This is a genomic window from Cellulomonas pasadenensis (assembly GCF_047229365.1).
Taxonomy (GTDB): Bacteria; Actinomycetota; Actinomycetes; order Actinomycetales; family Cellulomonadaceae; genus Cellulomonas.
In genome coordinates, this window is record NZ_JBFTEP010000014.1 from 29,468 (window position 1) to 44,027 (window position 14,560).

General features: G+C 76.6%; 16 protein-coding genes. 8 read left to right on the top strand and 8 right to left on the bottom strand.

Translation table 11 applies throughout. The annotated features are described in order from the left end of the window. Window positions 1-9 precede the first annotated feature (9 nt). The 3 genes from AB6N23_RS03720 to AB6N23_RS03730 all read left to right on the top strand — a co-directional run bounded on the left by AB6N23_RS03720 (window position 10) and on the right by AB6N23_RS03730 (window position 2,754). On the top strand, window positions 10-612 hold the full coding sequence (locus AB6N23_RS03720) for a TetR/AcrR family transcriptional regulator (RefSeq protein ID WP_412864749.1): 603 nt from the start codon (window positions 10-12) through the stop codon (window positions 610-612). A gap of 82 nt (window positions 613-694) precedes the next feature. Next, complete coding sequence (locus AB6N23_RS03725) at window positions 695-1,948, top strand: PP2C family protein-serine/threonine phosphatase (protein WP_412864750.1); 1,254 nt, start codon at window positions 695-697, stop codon at window positions 1,946-1,948. Window positions 1,949-1,959: 11 nt separating this feature from the next. After that, window positions 1,960-2,754, top strand: a complete 795-nt coding sequence (locus AB6N23_RS03730) for an aldo/keto reductase (RefSeq protein WP_412864751.1) — start codon at window positions 1,960-1,962, stop codon at window positions 2,752-2,754. A gap of 448 nt (window positions 2,755-3,202) precedes the next feature. Here the strand turns inward: AB6N23_RS03730 and AB6N23_RS03735 are convergent, their stop codons facing one another. From AB6N23_RS03735 to AB6N23_RS03745, 3 genes are all read right to left on the bottom strand, one after another. Continuing rightward, window positions 3,203-4,864, bottom strand: a complete 1,662-nt coding sequence (locus AB6N23_RS03735) for a glycosyl hydrolase family 18 protein (RefSeq protein WP_412864752.1) — start codon at window positions 4,862-4,864, stop codon at window positions 3,203-3,205. A gap of 346 nt (window positions 4,865-5,210) precedes the next feature. Further along, a complete protein-coding gene (locus tag AB6N23_RS03740) occupies window positions 5,211-6,257 on the bottom strand; it encodes an alcohol dehydrogenase catalytic domain-containing protein (protein WP_412864753.1) in 1,047 nt (348 codons plus the stop codon). 248 nt (window positions 6,258-6,505) lie between these two features. Continuing rightward, a complete protein-coding gene (locus tag AB6N23_RS03745; RefSeq protein WP_412864754.1) occupies window positions 6,506-7,228 on the bottom strand; it encodes a DUF998 domain-containing protein in 723 nt (240 codons plus the stop codon). 212 nt (window positions 7,229-7,440) lie between these two features. On the opposite strand from AB6N23_RS03745, the gene AB6N23_RS03750 reads away from it, so the two are divergent. Next, on the top strand, window positions 7,441-7,731 hold the full coding sequence (locus tag AB6N23_RS03750) for a DUF4287 domain-containing protein (RefSeq protein ID WP_412864755.1): 291 nt from the start codon (window positions 7,441-7,443) through the stop codon (window positions 7,729-7,731). Window positions 7,732-7,737: 6 nt separating this feature from the next. Here the strand turns inward: AB6N23_RS03750 and AB6N23_RS03755 are convergent, their stop codons facing one another. Then, the gene (locus tag AB6N23_RS03755) at window positions 7,738-8,319 is read right to left on the bottom strand and encodes a helix-turn-helix domain-containing protein (RefSeq protein WP_412864756.1); all 582 of its coding nucleotides are present in this window, start codon (window positions 8,317-8,319) and stop codon (window positions 7,738-7,740) included. Between the two features lie 47 nt (window positions 8,320-8,366). Between AB6N23_RS03755 and AB6N23_RS03760 the strand changes: the two genes are divergently transcribed. The 4 genes from AB6N23_RS03760 to AB6N23_RS03775 all read left to right on the top strand — a co-directional run bounded on the left by AB6N23_RS03760 (window position 8,367) and on the right by AB6N23_RS03775 (window position 10,996). Beyond that, window positions 8,367-9,296: a methyltransferase domain-containing protein gene (locus tag AB6N23_RS03760; RefSeq protein WP_412864757.1), complete on the top strand. Its 930-nt coding sequence runs from the start codon at window positions 8,367-8,369 to the stop codon at window positions 9,294-9,296. After that, window positions 9,293-10,252, top strand: coding sequence for an NAD(P)/FAD-dependent oxidoreductase (locus tag AB6N23_RS03765; protein ID WP_412864758.1), 960 nt, complete (start codon window positions 9,293-9,295; stop codon window positions 10,250-10,252). The genes AB6N23_RS03760 and AB6N23_RS03765 overlap by 4 nt, the downstream gene beginning before the upstream one ends. A 137-nt stretch (window positions 10,253-10,389) precedes the next feature. After that, window positions 10,390-10,620 carry a hypothetical protein gene (locus AB6N23_RS03770; RefSeq protein WP_412864759.1) on the top strand — a complete coding sequence of 77 codons (231 nt, stop codon included), beginning with the start codon at window positions 10,390-10,392 and terminating at the stop codon, window positions 10,618-10,620. 37 nt (window positions 10,621-10,657) lie between these two features. Next, window positions 10,658-10,996, top strand: a complete 339-nt coding sequence (locus tag AB6N23_RS03775) for a DUF3140 domain-containing protein (RefSeq protein WP_412864760.1) — start codon at window positions 10,658-10,660, stop codon at window positions 10,994-10,996. 100 nt (window positions 10,997-11,096) lie between these two features. On the opposite strand, the gene AB6N23_RS03780 is transcribed toward AB6N23_RS03775, so the two are convergent. From AB6N23_RS03780 to AB6N23_RS03795, 4 genes are all read right to left on the bottom strand, one after another. Next, the gene (locus AB6N23_RS03780) at window positions 11,097-12,200 is read right to left on the bottom strand and encodes a right-handed parallel beta-helix repeat-containing protein (RefSeq protein ID WP_412864761.1); all 1,104 of its coding nucleotides are present in this window, start codon (window positions 12,198-12,200) and stop codon (window positions 11,097-11,099) included. Between the two features lie 145 nt (window positions 12,201-12,345). Beyond that, a complete protein-coding gene (locus AB6N23_RS03785; RefSeq protein WP_412864762.1) occupies window positions 12,346-12,837 on the bottom strand; it encodes a GNAT family N-acetyltransferase in 492 nt (163 codons plus the stop codon). 152 nt (window positions 12,838-12,989) lie between these two features. After that, on the bottom strand, window positions 12,990-13,658 hold the full coding sequence (locus tag AB6N23_RS03790) for a DUF2238 domain-containing protein (protein WP_412864763.1): 669 nt from the start codon (window positions 13,656-13,658) through the stop codon (window positions 12,990-12,992). A gap of 131 nt (window positions 13,659-13,789) precedes the next feature. After that, on the bottom strand, window positions 13,790-14,560 hold a 771-nt coding region (locus AB6N23_RS03795), incomplete at its 5' end, for an N-acetyltransferase (RefSeq protein WP_412864764.1).

Genomic DNA, 14,560 nt, shown 5'->3' on the forward strand with positions numbered 1-14,560 from the left:
CGTTCGCTCATGGCGAACACCACCCGCGAGCAGCGCGCGGTCCGCGCCGCCGCCCTGGCCGAGAGCGGTGCGCGCGCCCGCACCCGCCAGGCCATCGTCGACGCCGCCGTGCGCGCGCTCGCCGCCGACCCCGCCGCGTCGCTGGCCACCGTCGCCGACCTCGCCGACGTCGGCCGCACCACCCTGCACCGCTACTTCCCCGAGCGCGCGGACCTGGTCGACGCCGTCGCCCGGCACGCGGTCACGGCCATCGCCGCCGCGCACGCCCGCGCACGCCTCGACGAGGGCACCGCGCTCGAGGCCCTGCTCCGTGTGGCGCAGGAGTACCTCGAGCTCGGCGACCTGCTGACCATCCTCTTCACCGGCCTGGTGCCGGAGGACGCCTGGGCGGACGACGTCAGCAACGCCGACGCGCTCGTCGCCGTGTGCGCGCGCGGACGCGCCGACGGCTCGCTCGACCCGCGCATGCCCGACGACTGGTCGCAGGGGGTGCTGTGGTCGGCGCTCTACCTCGCCTGGTCCACCGTCCGGGCCGGCGACGCCGACCGGCACGCCGTCGTGACGAACCTGCTCCTCACGCTGCGCAAGGCGCTCGGCACGACGCTCGGCTGACCGGCCCGCCGCACCCGGACCGGCGCGGCCCGGGAACCGGTCCGGGCGGGCGGCGCGTCGGACGCCTGTCTGGCGTCGGGGGATGACGGCCGACGACGCCCAGACCCTGGACTGCCTGCGCCGCTTCCTCGACGAGGTGCACCTCGCGCGCCCGGACGACCTCCCCGAGGTCGCGGCCCACGCCGCCGCGGACCTGGGCTGGACGCTGCGCCTGTACGTCGTCGACCACGAGCAGTCGTGCCTCGTCCCCCTGCCCGCCCCGTCCGTGCCCGACGCCGAGCCCGTGGCCATCGACGGCACGCTCGCGGGCCGCGCGTTCCGCCGCGTCCAGCAGGTGCCGGTGCCCGGCGGGGAGCTGTCGGTGTGGGTGCCCCTCCTCGACGGCGTCCACCGCCTCGGCGTGCTGCAGTACGGCCTCCCGAAGGGCACCGACCTCGAGGACGCCGTGGTGCAGGACCGCCTGCGGCTGCTCAGCCACCTCGTCGGCCACCTCGTCGTCGGGAAGTCGGGGTACGGGGACGCGTTCGACCTCGCCGCGCGCCGCCGGCACCGCACGGTCCCGACCGAGCTGCTGCACGGCCTGCTGCCGCCGCTCACGTTCGGCTGCCCGGGCCTGCTCGTCTCGGGCATCCTCGAGCCTTGCTACGACGTCGCCGCGGACGCGTTCGACTACAGCGTCGTCGACGGCGTGGCGCACCTCGCCGTCGTCGACGCGATGGGGCACGACCTGCACGGCACGCTCGTCGCCGCGGTGGCGCTCTCCGCGTACCGCAACGGCCGGCGGGAGGGCCTCCCGCTGTCGGCGGTCCTGCAGCGCATCGACGACGTGATCGCCGACGAGTGGGAGCAACGGGCGTTCGCGACGGGTGTCCTCGCCGAGCTCGACCTGACGAGCGGCCGGCTGCGCTACGTCAACGCGGGCCACCCCGCGCCGCTGCTGATGCGGCGCGGCAAGGTGGTCAAGCAGCTCACGGGCGGGCGCCGGATCGTGCTCGGCCTGGGCGACGGCCGGATCGACGTCGCCGAGGAGTGGCTCGAGCCCGACGACTGGGCCGTCTTCTACACCGACGGCATCACCGAGGCGCGCGACGCCACGGGCGCGTTCTACGGCCTCGAGCGCCTCACCGACCAGCTCGAGCGGTCCGCCGCCGCCGGCGAGCCGGCGCCCGAGACGCTGCGCCAGGTCGTGCACGCGGTGATGCGCCACCAGGGCGACCGCCTCCAGGACGACGCCACCCTGCTCGTGGCGCAGTGGGCGTCGGGCCGCGAGCGGGAGATGACCGTGGGCCAGGCACCTCCGTCGTGCCCGACGCGCGCCGCCGCGCCCGCGTGGTGAGGATGGAGGGCATGACGGACTCCACGCACCCGCAGACACCGACACTCACCCTGCCCGGCGGCGCCATCCCTCTCCTCGGCTTCGGCACCTGGCAGGCCGAGGGCGACGAGGCCGAGCTCGCCGTGAGCACCGCGCTGCAGCTCGGCTACCGGCACATCGACACCGCGACCGGGTACGGCAACGAGGCGCAGGTCGGCCGTGCGCTCGCCACGCGCGGCATCGACCGCGACGACGTCTTCGTGACGACCAAGCTGCCGCCGGACCACGCCGGCCGCGAGCGGCAGACGCTCACGGAGTCGCTGGCCGCGCTCGGCACCGACCACCTCGACCTGTGGCTCGTCCACTGGCCGCCGAACAAGCAGGCGAGCCCCGAGGTCTGGCAGGAGCTCGTCAAGGCACGCGACGAGGGCCTCGTCCGCTCCATCGGCGTCTCGAACTACTCGATCGCGCAGATCGACGAGCTCATCGCGGCCACCGGCGAGGCGCCGGCCGTGAACCAGATCCCGTACTCGCCGGTCGACCACGACGCGGACCTGCTCGCGGCGCACCGCGAGCGTGGCGTCGTCGTCGAGGGCTACAGCCCGCTCAAGCGGACCGACCTCGACGCGGAGCCGATCGCTGCCGCGGCCCGGGCGCACGGCGTCACGCCGGCCCAGGTGGTGCTGCGCTGGCACGTGCAGCACGACGTCGTCGTGATCCCGAAGTCCGTCCGGCGCGAGCGCATCGAGGAGAACCTCGGGACGCTCGGGTTCGAGCTCACGGCCGACGAGGTGGCGGCGATCGACGCGCTGGGCACGCAGGGCTGACCCCTCGCCCGCACGCAGCAGACCCCGCGAGCCCCGGCTCGCGGGGTCTGCGCGCGTCCGGACGCCGAGCCGTCGGGAGAAGACATCGGAAGAGCTCGCGCAGCGGGCACGGGTGGTCGCGCTCTCACTGCGCACGTGCTCGCCGCGACCGTCTCCGGCCGGCGAGCACGCCGGGTGCGGTTTACCGAGAACCGCTCCCGTGTGATGCGTCGGGCGCCACGCCGTTGTGCCACCGACGGACAGGTCTACCGGACCGACGGACGTGACGTCAACCACGTCCCGCGCGCAGACGCGCAGCGCCGGGCGGCACAGCCGGCACGGGGGCGGGCACGCGGTACGGGGCGCCCGCCGGGTGCGGGCACGCCACGGCCCGGGCCCCCGCGGGGACCCGGGCCGGGACGCGGTGCTCACGGGAGCCGGCGCACCCCAGCGCGCCGGCGCCCGTGGGTCAGCGCCAGCCGCCGGAGACGGCCGTGATGAGCTCGCCGTTCGAGGTATCGCCGGACAGCTCCCAGAAGAAGGCGCCGCCGAGGCCCTTGTTGCGGGCCCACGTCATCTTCCCGCCGATGGTCTGCGGGGTGTCGTACGACCACCACTGGGTGCCGCAGTGCGCGTACGCGGTGCCGCCGACCGTGCCGGTGGCCGGGCAGCGCTGCTTGAGGACCTTGTAGTCCTCGATGCCCTGCTCGTACGTGCCCGGCGCGGCGCCGGAGGCCGCACCGCCCGGTGCGGACTGCGTGACGCCGTTCCAGCCGCGACCGTAGAACCCGATGCCCAGCAGGATCTTGCGCGCCGGGACGCCCTTGGCGATGAGCTTGTTCACCGCCGCCTCGGAGTTGAAGCCCTCCTGCGGGATGCCGGGGTAGGCCGTCAGCGGCGAGTGCGGGGCGGTGGGGCCCGACGGGGCGAACGCGCCGAAGTAGTCGTACGTCATCGGCATGATCCAGTCGAGCTTCTGCGCCGCCGTGGCGTAGTCGGCGGCGTCGATCTTGCCGCCGTTGCTGCCGTCGGCCGTGATGGCCGCCGTCACCAGGTTGTTCTGGCCGAACCGGTTGCGCAGCGCCGTGACGACCTTGTCGAAGGCCTGCGGGCCGCTGGAGTCGCACGTCAGGCCGCACGCGTTGGGGTACTCCCAGTCGACGTCGATGCCGTCGAACACGTCGGCCCAGCGCGGGTCCTCCACGAGGTTGTAGCAGGACTCCGCGAACGCCTGCGGGTTCTGCGCCGCCTGCGTGAAGCCGCCCGACCAGGTCCAGCCGCCGAACGACCAGATGACCTTGAGGTGCGGGTGCTTCTTCTTGAGCTCGCGCAGCTGGTTGAAGCTGCCGCGCAGCGGCTGGTCCCACGTGTCGGCGACGCCGTCGACCGACTGCTCGGCGGTGTACGCCTTCTCGTAGTCGGCGTAGGAGTCACCGATCGAGCAGCGGCCGCCGGTGGTGTTGCCGAACGCGTAGAGGATGTGCGTCAGCTTCGAGGCGGACCCCGAGGTGTCGATGTCCTTGACGTGGTAGTTGCGCCCGTAGACGCCCCACTCGGCGAAGTAGCCGACGACCTTGGCGCCCGCAGGCGGCGGCGTCGTGGGCGTCGGGGTCGGCGTGGGCGACTGCGTCGGCGTCGCCGTGGGCTTCGGCGTGGTGGTGGGCGTGGCGGTCGGCGACGAGGTCGGCGTCCCGCCCGTGCACGCGGCGCCGTTGACGGTGCAGGTGGTGGGACGGACGAACGGGCCGGAGGCGACGTAGCCCCAGGTCTGCGAGGCGCCGGGGGCGAGCGGACCCGCCCAGCCCTTCTTGGCGGCGCGGTAGGCGGACGTGCCGTTGCGGGTGAGGTCGGCGTCCCAGGCGCTGCTCACGCTGGCGCCGTTGGGGAGGGCGAAGTCGACGGCCCACGAGGGGACGCTCGCGGTGGTGCCGTTGGTGACGGTGACGGCCACCTGGTGGCCGGTCCCCCAGTCCCCCTGGGAGGTGAAGGTGACGGTGACCGCGCCGGCGGCGCTCGCCCCGGGCGCGGCGACGAGCCCGGTGACGAGCACGCCGAGGGCCGTCAGCGCGGCGGCGAGGGCACGCCGTCGTGACGACCCCGGGCGGGGGTGGTGCGCACTGCTCCTGACCATCTCGACTCCCGTCGATTTGTAAGGATGGCGAACAAATAGGACGTGAACGAACGTAGCCCGGGGGAAAAACGCGGTCAATCGTCCTATGACCACCGATATCGATATCGACGGCATCCGGGTGGTGTTCACGGCAGTACGACGCCGCAGGTCAGGCGCATCTCCATCACTCGATCGGGTGGAAGCCGGTGTCGACGCCGCGCGGACGATCGCGCGCGGCGGCGAACCAAGTCATCGGCCGGGATAACAGAAATCTGGGGCGCATCTGCGGCGCGTGGGGCCGGGCGCGCGGGGCGCCGGAGGGCGCGGGCCGGCCGCGCGGGAGGCGCGGCCCGTCGGGACCGCCCGCTCAGAGGACGACGACCGTCATCCCCGCGTGCGCGCCCGGCCGCCCCAGCTCGGCCAGCGCCGCCGCGGCGCCGTCGAGGCCGACGGTCCGGCCGACCAGCCGGCCCGGGTCGAGGCGGCCCTCCGCGATGGCCGCGAGCATCGCGGGGTACTCGTGCGCGGCCATGCCGTGGCTGCCGTGGACCTCCAGCTCGTGCGCGACGACGCGGTCCATCGGCAACGCCGTCGCGGCGTCGCCGCCGAGCAGGAGACCGACCTGGACGTGCCGGCCGCGGCGCCGCAGCGCGAGCACGCCGGCCTGCGCGGTCGCCGGGCTGCCGAGCGCGTCGACGGACACGTGCGCACCGCCGTCCGTGGTCGCCCTGACCTGCGCGGACACGTCGTCCGGGGTGCCCGCGCCCGGGTCGAGGACCACGTGCGCACCGGCCGCCAGCGCCGCCTCGCGCGCCGCCGCCGACGGGTCGACGGCGACCACGTGCGCGCCCAGCGACACGGCGACCATCACGGCGGACAGGCCGACGCCGCCGCAGCCCAGCACGACCACCTCGTCGCCCGCCCGCACGCGGCCGTGCACCGTCAGCGCCCGGTACGCCGTCGCGAACCGGCAACCGAGCGAGGCCGCCTCGACCGGCGTCATGCCCTCCGGCACCCGGACGAGGTTCGTGTCGGCGTGGTCGAGCGCGACGAGCTCCGCGAACGACCCCCAGTGCGTGAAGCCGGGCTGCGTCTGGTGCGGGCACACCTGCTGCTCCCCCGCCCGGCACGTCGCGCACGTGCCGCACGCGCACACGAACGGCACGGTGACGACGTCGCCGGGCGTCCAGTCGCGCACCCGCGGACCCACCGAGACGACCGTGCCGGCGAGCTCGTGCCCGGGCACGTGCGGCAGCCGCACGCCGTCGTCGTGCCCCTGCCACGCGTGCCAGTCGCTGCGGCACACGCCCGTGGCGGCGACCCGCACGACGACGCCGTCGTCCGGGCACGCCGGGTCGGGCACCTCCCGCACCACGGGGACGGCTCCGAACTCCTCGACCACGAGCGCACGCACCCGCCGATCCTCCCCCACCGGCCACCGCCCGCGCCCACCCGCCCGCCCGCACCCACCCGCCGAGGTCGCCGGTCCCGCCCCGAGGTCGCCGGTCCCGCCCCGAGGTCGCCGGTCCGGACCGGCGACCTCACCACCGAGGAGGCGACCTCGGCGGGGCGGGCGGGATGGCGGGTGGGTGGGTGGGTGGGTCGCGTCGGGGGCCGGTCGGCGGGTGGGGCGGGTCGGGTCGGGGGGCGCGCGCGGTGGCGTCAGCAGCGGGTGGCGGGGCGGGTCCGTGCGGCGTGGGCGCGCAGGGACAGGACGATGAGGAGCGGCCAGAGGGCCTGCGCACCGGCGACGGCCCGCTCGGAGACGCCCGTCCACGCGCCGCCGGCCGGGCCCGCGCCCTGCAGCTCGAGCACGAACCACGCCAGCAGGGCGAGGAGCACGCCGCACGCCGACAGCGCCACCGCCGGCCGCGCGACGGTCGGCACCGGGACGGCACGCCGTGGGGCAGCCGTGCCCGTGGCCGACGCACGTGCGCCCACGGCGGGTGTGGTCGCGGACGGACGGACGTCCGTACCGCCGGTCCAGGTGCCGCGACGCCACGCCGCCGCCGGCCACAGCGCCAGCGCGCCGAACGCCACGGCGGCCGCCACCCCGTGGGCCTGCGGTGCCCGGTCCACGGGCAGCGCCGCGACGGCGACCGTCGCCACGCCGCCGAGCGCGTGCAGCAGCCGCCCGGCCCGGGGCAGCGCGCGGGTGCCCAGGGCCGTGACGACGTGCGCGGCGCCGGTGAGCGCGAGCCCCGCCGTCATCACCGCCGGCGCGGTCGCCGTCGTGGCCGCGAGTGCGCTGATCGTCTCGGCGACCGGGTCGAACGCGGGCTGCAGCGCGGCCGCGACGCTCCAGCCGCCGATCATCGCGACCGGGGCGAGCACGGCCGGCACCACCGCCCACGGGGGCACCGCCCCGTCGTCGTCCGCGCCCACGCCACCCCGTCCCGTGCCGGTCACGCCGCCCGCGGCGCCGGTCCGCGCGCCGGGCGCGGCCCGTCGACGCCCATCCCACCAGCGCCCGCCCGCGCGCGCAGGGCGTGCCCCGCGTGGTGCACCCGTCCGGGTGACCCGATGAGTCCGGCGTCCCGGGCCGGTCGGGCACCGCGGACGACGCGCACCGCGTCGCCGCGACGACGGGAGCCCCGATGTCCTTCCAGGCCTACCTCGACACCATCGAGGACCGCACCGGCATGACACCGCGCGCGCTGCTCGCGGTCGCGCACGAGAAGGGCCTGGACGCGCCCGGCACCACGGCGGGGCAGGTGGTGACGTGGTTCGCCGAGGACTACGGGCTCGGGCGGGGGCACGCGATGGCCTTCTGGCACGTGCTGACGAAGGGGCCGACGATCTCCGGCACGCACGTCGGCACGTCCGGCTCGCACGCGGACGCGTCCGACACCCTGTGGCTCGACGGGCGGGCGACGCGGCCCGCGTAGGGCCCGTCAGGCGTCGGGGACCGGCGGGCCGTGCAGGTGGGCGCGCTCGCCGTCGCGGTCGAAGATGCTCAGCAGCTCGACGGGCCCGTCGTGCGGCTCGATCGCGTGCGGGACCATCGTCGAGAACTCCGCGGCCTGGCCCGGGCCGACGAGGATCGTCCGCTCCCCGAGCCGCAGCCGCACCGTGCCGCTCAGCACCGTGAACCACTCGCGCCCCGGGTGGACGCCCGGCCCGTGCGCGGCCCGCTCCGGCGTGATGCGCATCTTGGCGACGACGACGCCGGGGATCGCGCCGGGCCGCGTGAGCAGCCACGTCGTCATGCCCTCGACGTGCTCCGGGTCGGGCCGGATGACGACGTCCTCGTCCTCGACGGGCTCGACGAGCTGGTCGAGCGTCGTGCCGAGCGCCCGCGCCAGCGGGACGAGCTGGTCGAGGGCGATGCGCCGGTGACCGGTCTCGATCCGGCTGAGCGTCGACGGGCTCACGAAGCACCGGGCGGCGAGGGCGTCGAGCGACCAGCCCCGCGCGAGCCGGAGGCCGCGGACGCGCTGCCGGACGACTGCGTCGAGGTCCACTTCTTGCGTCATGCGCAAGATTGTATGTCTGAGACGCATCAGATGCCTACCGTGGGTGCATGACGTCCTCGACCGGCACCTCGCCTCACCGCCAGCACCCTGACGCCGACCACCGCCACCACCACCAGCACGACGAGCACGACGACGAGCTGGCCGGGCTCCTCGACCTCGACGCCGAGGTGCTCGGCGCCTGGCTCACCACCGTCACCGGCCTCGTGGCGGACCTCCGCCCCGACGCGGGCACGGTCGTCGACCTCGGCGCCGGCACGGGCACCGGCACGCTCGCCCTCGCGCACCGCCTCCCGCACGCGACCGTCGTCGCCGTCGACCGCTCCCCCGCGATGCTGGACCGCCTGCGCGCGGCGGCCGACCGGGCGGGCGTGGGCGGCCGCGTCCGGACGCTCGAGGCGGACCTCGACGGGCCGTGGCCGGCGACCGGCGCCGCCGACGTCGTCTGGGCCGCGTCGTCGCTGCACCACCTCGCCGACCCCGACCGGGTGCTCCGCGACGCGCACGACGCGCTGCGCCCCGGTGGGCTCGCCGTGGTCGTCGAGCTCGACCGGATGCCCCGCGTGGCGCCCGACGACCTGCCCGACGCCCCCGGTCTGGGCTCCCGCCTCGCGGAGGCCTCGTCGACGTGGAACCGTCATCCCGACTGGGGGCCGCACCTCGAGCGCGCGGGGTTGGTCCTGGACGGCGTGCACCGCCTGGCCACCGAGGCCGTCGACGGACGGTACGCCCGCACGTGGCTGGACCGGGTGCGCACGCGGGCGCACGACCTGCTCGCCCCGGCCGACGTCGCGGCGCTCGACCGGCTGCTGACGCAGCACCCGGCGGCGCTCGACGCGTCGCCGGTGCGCGCGGACCGGACCGTCTGGGTGGCGCACCGCCCGGCGGCGGGCACCGACGTGGACGGCGCGACCACGCGCACCGCCCCCGCGGACGTCCCCGCGACCCCCCACCCGACGCACGACGGAGGTGCACGATGACCGAGCGGTACGACGTGGTGGTGGTGGGCGGCGGGGCCGCCGGCCTGGCCGCCGCCGTGACCCTGGGCCGGTCCCTGCGGTCCGTGCTCGTGGTCGACGCGGGCGAGCCCCGCAACGCGCCGGCCGCCGGCGCGCACAACCTGCTGGGCCGCGAGGGCGTCCCGCCGCACGAGCTGCTCGCCGCGGGTCGCCGCGAGGCCGGGTCGTACGGCGCGGTCGTCCGCCGCGACCGGGCCGCGGGCGCCCGCCGGGACGGCGACGACCTCGTCGTCACGCTCGCCGAGGGCGGTGACGTGCGGGCGCGGGTCCTGCTGCTGGCGACCGGGCTCACGGACGTCCTCCCCGACGTGCCGGGCGTCCGCGAGCGCTGGGGCGCCGACGTGCTGCACTGCCCGTACTGCCACGGGTGGGAGGTCCGCGGGCGGCGGATCGGCGTGCTCGCGACCAGCGAGAACGCGGTGCACCAGACCCTGCTGCTGCGCCAGCTCAGCGACGACGTCACGCTCTTCCTGCACACCGGGCCGGAGCCGGACGAGGCGGCGCACGAGCAGCTCGCGGCGCTCGGGGTGCGGGTGGTCCGCGGCACCGTGGCACGGCTCGACCACGACGACGCGGCGCTGCGGGCCGTGGTGCTCACCGACGGCACGCGCGTGGACGTCGACGCGCTGGCGGTCGCGCCGCGGTTCGTCGCGAACGCCGACCTGTACGAGCAGCTCGGGGGCACCGTGAGCGAGCACCCGTTCGGGACGTACGTCGCGTCGACACCCGGCGGGCGCACCGACCTGCCCGGCGTGTGGGTGGCCGGGAACACCACGGACCTGGCGGCCATGGTGGGCGCCTCGGCGGCGGCGGGCGTGCTCGCCGGCGCGGGCATCAACGCCGACCTGGTGCACGCGGACGCCGAGGCCGCGGTCCGCGCGCACCGCTCCCTGGCGAGCGCCGGCGACCGGGCCTGACGCCCGGCCGGCGCCCGCCGACCCGCTCGGCATGCCCGGCGCCCCCGTCCGACCTAGCGTGGGTGGCGTCGGGCACGGCCGCCGGACGGCCGCTCCCGGCGTCCACGCACCATCGCGAGGATCGAGGAGGAGCGCACATGACCGACGGCGAGACGGGTGCCGTGACCGGCACGAAGGACAAGGACTACAACGTCATCTGGTTCACCGAGCAGTGCCTCAGCAACGTCCTGCGGCTCGAGACGTACGTGCAGGACGCCGAGCGCGACGGCGACACGGAGCTCGCCGAGTTCTTCCGCCGCGCGCAGGCCGAGAGCCGCAAGGGCGCCGAGCAGGGCAAGGCGCTGCTCAAGGAGCGGTTCGGCCGCTGAGGCCCCGCGCCCACGAGACCCGACGGAAGGGGACGACATGGCGGACAGCCCCGTCGACGACGAGCTCTGGCAGGACTTCCACGACGTGGTGAACATGACGTCGCGCGAGCTGCAGGAGTGGCTCGCGACCGAGGCCGCGGGCACCGCGACCGAGGCGGAGCCCGACCAGGCCGGCGACGAGCGCTCGCGCACGGTGCTCGGCATCCTCGGCAAGCGCCGCACCGACCTGACGCCGGACGACGTCGAGGTCATGCGCACGGTGGTCGCCGAGATCCGCGCGGAGCGCGGCGACGAGCCGGAGCCGGAGGCCGGCGACGCGCAGTGGCGGCACCGGCTGATGTCGCTCGGGCACGACCCGCTGAAGCCGACGGCCTGACGGCGGCCGCCCGACCGGACGCCGGACGCGGGCCGGGACGCGCACGGCGTCCCGGCCCGCGCGCGTCCGTCGGGGCGCCGTCGGTCGGGAGCGCCGTGCGTCAGGAGCGCGGCCCCCCGCAGACGACGCCGACGCACTGCGGCTCGTTGCCGTTGCGCCGCGCCGTGTTGCCGCCGAGGTCCACGGCGTCGGGCGCGTGGATGCCCCAGCGGCTGTTGCCGACGGCCTCGTTGTCGCCGAGCTCGACGGCCCCCTCGGGCACGAGCACGCCGTCACCGCCGTCCCGGAAGCGGTTGCCGACCACCGTCACGGTGACCTGCGCCGGGTCCCACGGGGCGGGCGCGGTGAACGCGACGTCGTTGCCCCGGAACGTGTTGTCGACGACCTGCGCCGACGTCCCACCCGCGTCGACGCCCACGGTGCTGTCGACGACCCGGTTCCGCTCGAACGTCGTCAGCCCGTACGGCCCGTGGTTGACGACGACGGTGCCGTTGCGGCGCAGCGTGCTGTCGACGACCTCGACCCACGTCATGAACGCCGCGTCCACGACCGTGCCGTTGTCCTCGACGGTGCTGCGCCGGATGTCGCACCCGGACTCGTAGCACGACATCACGGTGCCGTTGCCGCGCACCCGGGAGTCCTCGAGCAGCGCGTACCCCGAGTCGAGCCCGACTACCCGGTCGTTGCCCTCGAACGTGCTGCGGGACGCCGTCAGGGCTCCCACGAGCGCCGAGAAGCCGGTCCCGTTGTCGACGAAGGCGGACCGCGACACCGCGTACGTCTTGGTCGGCCCCGCGATGCGGGACGTGCCGTCGATGCCCTCGCCGTTGCCCTCGAACCTGACCCGCTCGACGGTCACCGTCCCGTCGTGGTCCTCCTCCCACCCGGTCGGCGGCGACGCGACACCCGTGCCCCACCCGGCGACGGTGCCGCGCCGGATCGTCACGTCGCCGGCGGCCGGCACGAGGACGCCGGTCCCGGTGCCGTCGCCGCGCAGCGCGTGCCCGCCCAGGTCGAGCGTCACCCCGGCCGCGAGCGTGAGCCCGGTGCCGCCGGGGCAGGTCAGGTCGGCGGTCAGCCGGGCGTCGGACACCAGGACGGCGCCGCAGGCGGGGACGGGCGGCGGCGCGGCGTGGGCGGGCGGTGCGAGGACGGCGGTCGCGGCGACGAGCGCGACGGCGGGCACGACGGACGAGACGCGCATGAGGATCCCCCGGATCGGTGACGCACCGGACGTCGGCGACCGGCGCTCCGCGGCCAGTGTCGCGAGCCGGGGGTGCCCGGTTCGACCGGTCCTGCCCTTTTCGCCCGGGTGATCCGGTGGGCCCGCGGTGCGGCGGTGGCGCCGGTCAGGCGGGCGGCGGCTCGATCGTGCGGCGCAGGAAGACGCTGTGCGGGTCCTCGACGTACGCGCCGAACGGCGGGCACACGACGAACCCGGCGCGCTCGTACAGGCGCCGGGCCGCCGCGAAGTAGTCCTGCGTGCCGGTCTCGAGGTGCACGGTGCGGTGGCCGCGGGCGCGCGCCTCGGCCAGCACGTGCGCGAGCAGGGCGCCACCCACGCCGCGGCCGCGCGCGGCGGTGGCGGTGCGCATCGACTTCAGCTCGCCGCCGCCCTCCCCGAGCTCGGCCAGGGCGACGCAGCCCAGCAGCGCACCGTCGTCGTCCCGCGCCGTCCAGAACGTGAGGCCGGGGGCCGCGAGCGCACCGGGGTCGAGCGCGTGCACCGACTCCGGCGGGGACGTCGCGTACATGTCGGCGAGGTGCTCCTCCAGCAGCGCGAGCACGTCGGCGCGGCGGGGGTCGTCGCGGCGGATCGTCACGGCGGCGGTCGCGGTCACGGGTCGTCTCCTGGCAGGGGCGGCGGCGGGCACGACGGCCCGGTCGGGTGCCGGTGCGGTGCGGTGCGGTGCGGTGACCGGATCGTGGCACGGTCGAGGAACCGCGCGCACGGCCGCCCGCGCCGACCGCGCCTCGGTGGGCCGCCGCTCGCTCAGGCGGCGGCGTCGTCCCGGCGCCGCGCACCCCGCAGCAGCAGGGCGCCCGCGACGGCCGACCCGAGCCCGCCCATCACCATGTCGCCGATCGTGTCGGCGTACCCGACGTAGATCTCCGGGTCGACGTACGCGTTGCCGAGGTACTCCCCCACCTCCCACGCCACGCTGAGCGCGAGGCCGAGGGACGCCGTCACGGCCACCGAGGCGGCGCGCGTGGCACGCGGCGCGGGGCGGGTCGGGTCGACCACGGCACCGGTCCGCCGGGCCACGACGAGGTGCGCGACCGCGGCGACGAACCCCGTCACCACCAGGTGCATCACGACGTCGAGCCACGCGACCTGCTCGTACAGGCCGAGTGCGCCGCACCACGCCGCCGTGAGCAGCCCCAGGCCGTACGCGGCGTCCAGGCCCGGGCCGACACGGCCGACGACCGGCACGACCAGCCCGGCCAGCACGAGCGAGAAGAGCGCCGCGTCCACGGGCCCGCGCCCGGCCAGCGCGACGACGACGCACACGACGCCGACGACCCGCACCGCACCGCCGGGCCCGCGCAGCAGCGCGGCGATCACGTCCCGCGGGCCGGCCGGCGGCGGACCCTGGTCGACCGGACGTCCCACGGTCGCCTCCTCGTCCGGTGCGCCCACCGCTGCCGGGGTCGTGGTCACGTCGGCTCCTCACGCTCGCGCGCCGAGGGGGCCGACGGCGCTGGCGCGACCGTACGACGGGCCGGGGCGGCCCGCACCCGGACCGTCGACGCGACCGTGGGCGCGGGCCGGCCCGGAGCCGGCGTGCGCCGTCAGTCGACCGGCTCGAGCAGGCGCCGCGGCACGCCCACCGCGTCCGACGGCGGGGTCATCGGCGGCGCCAGGCGCGTGAGCGCGCCGATCCGCCCGACCCCGTACCGCAGCCGCCGCAGCATCGCCTCGCCCAGCGCGGTGCGCACGCCGTCGCCCCACAGGTGCGGCCAGCCGCGCGCGGCGCACGTGCCCTCCGCGGCCAGCAGCAGGAACATCGCGACGCGCCGCCGCCGGTGCGCGGGGGCGACGTAGACCTCGAGCACCTGCCCGGTCGACGGGCACCAGCGCAGCGCGCCCACCTGGTCCGCCGAGCGCAGCCCGAGCCGCGCCGCGTCGGCCTGCGTGACGACCGTGCCGGCGGCGACGTACGCGCCGAGCGCGGCCGCGCGCGCCGTGACGTGCTCGTGCGCGAACGCGACGAGCTCGGTGGTGACGGGGTCGGCGCCGCGGCGCACGCGCTCGACGAGCACGAGCCGGGGTGCCGCCGCCGCGTGCTCGCCGAGCACCTCGACGGTGAGCAGCTGGAGCGACCCGGCCCGCATCGTCACGCGTCCGATGCGCCCCGCCGCGACCGCCGCGCCGGCGGGCAGCCCGCCGACGTCGACGACCGTGCCGTCCGGGCGCTCGTCGGTCGCGACGCCGTGCACGACCACCGTGCCGGCGTCGCCCACGCCGCTCGCCGTGCCGCCGGCGGGTGCCGCGGCCTCCGCGCCGGCCGGGCGGCGCACCTGGCGCACCCACCACACCGACGACCTCGCCCTGCCGGCCGG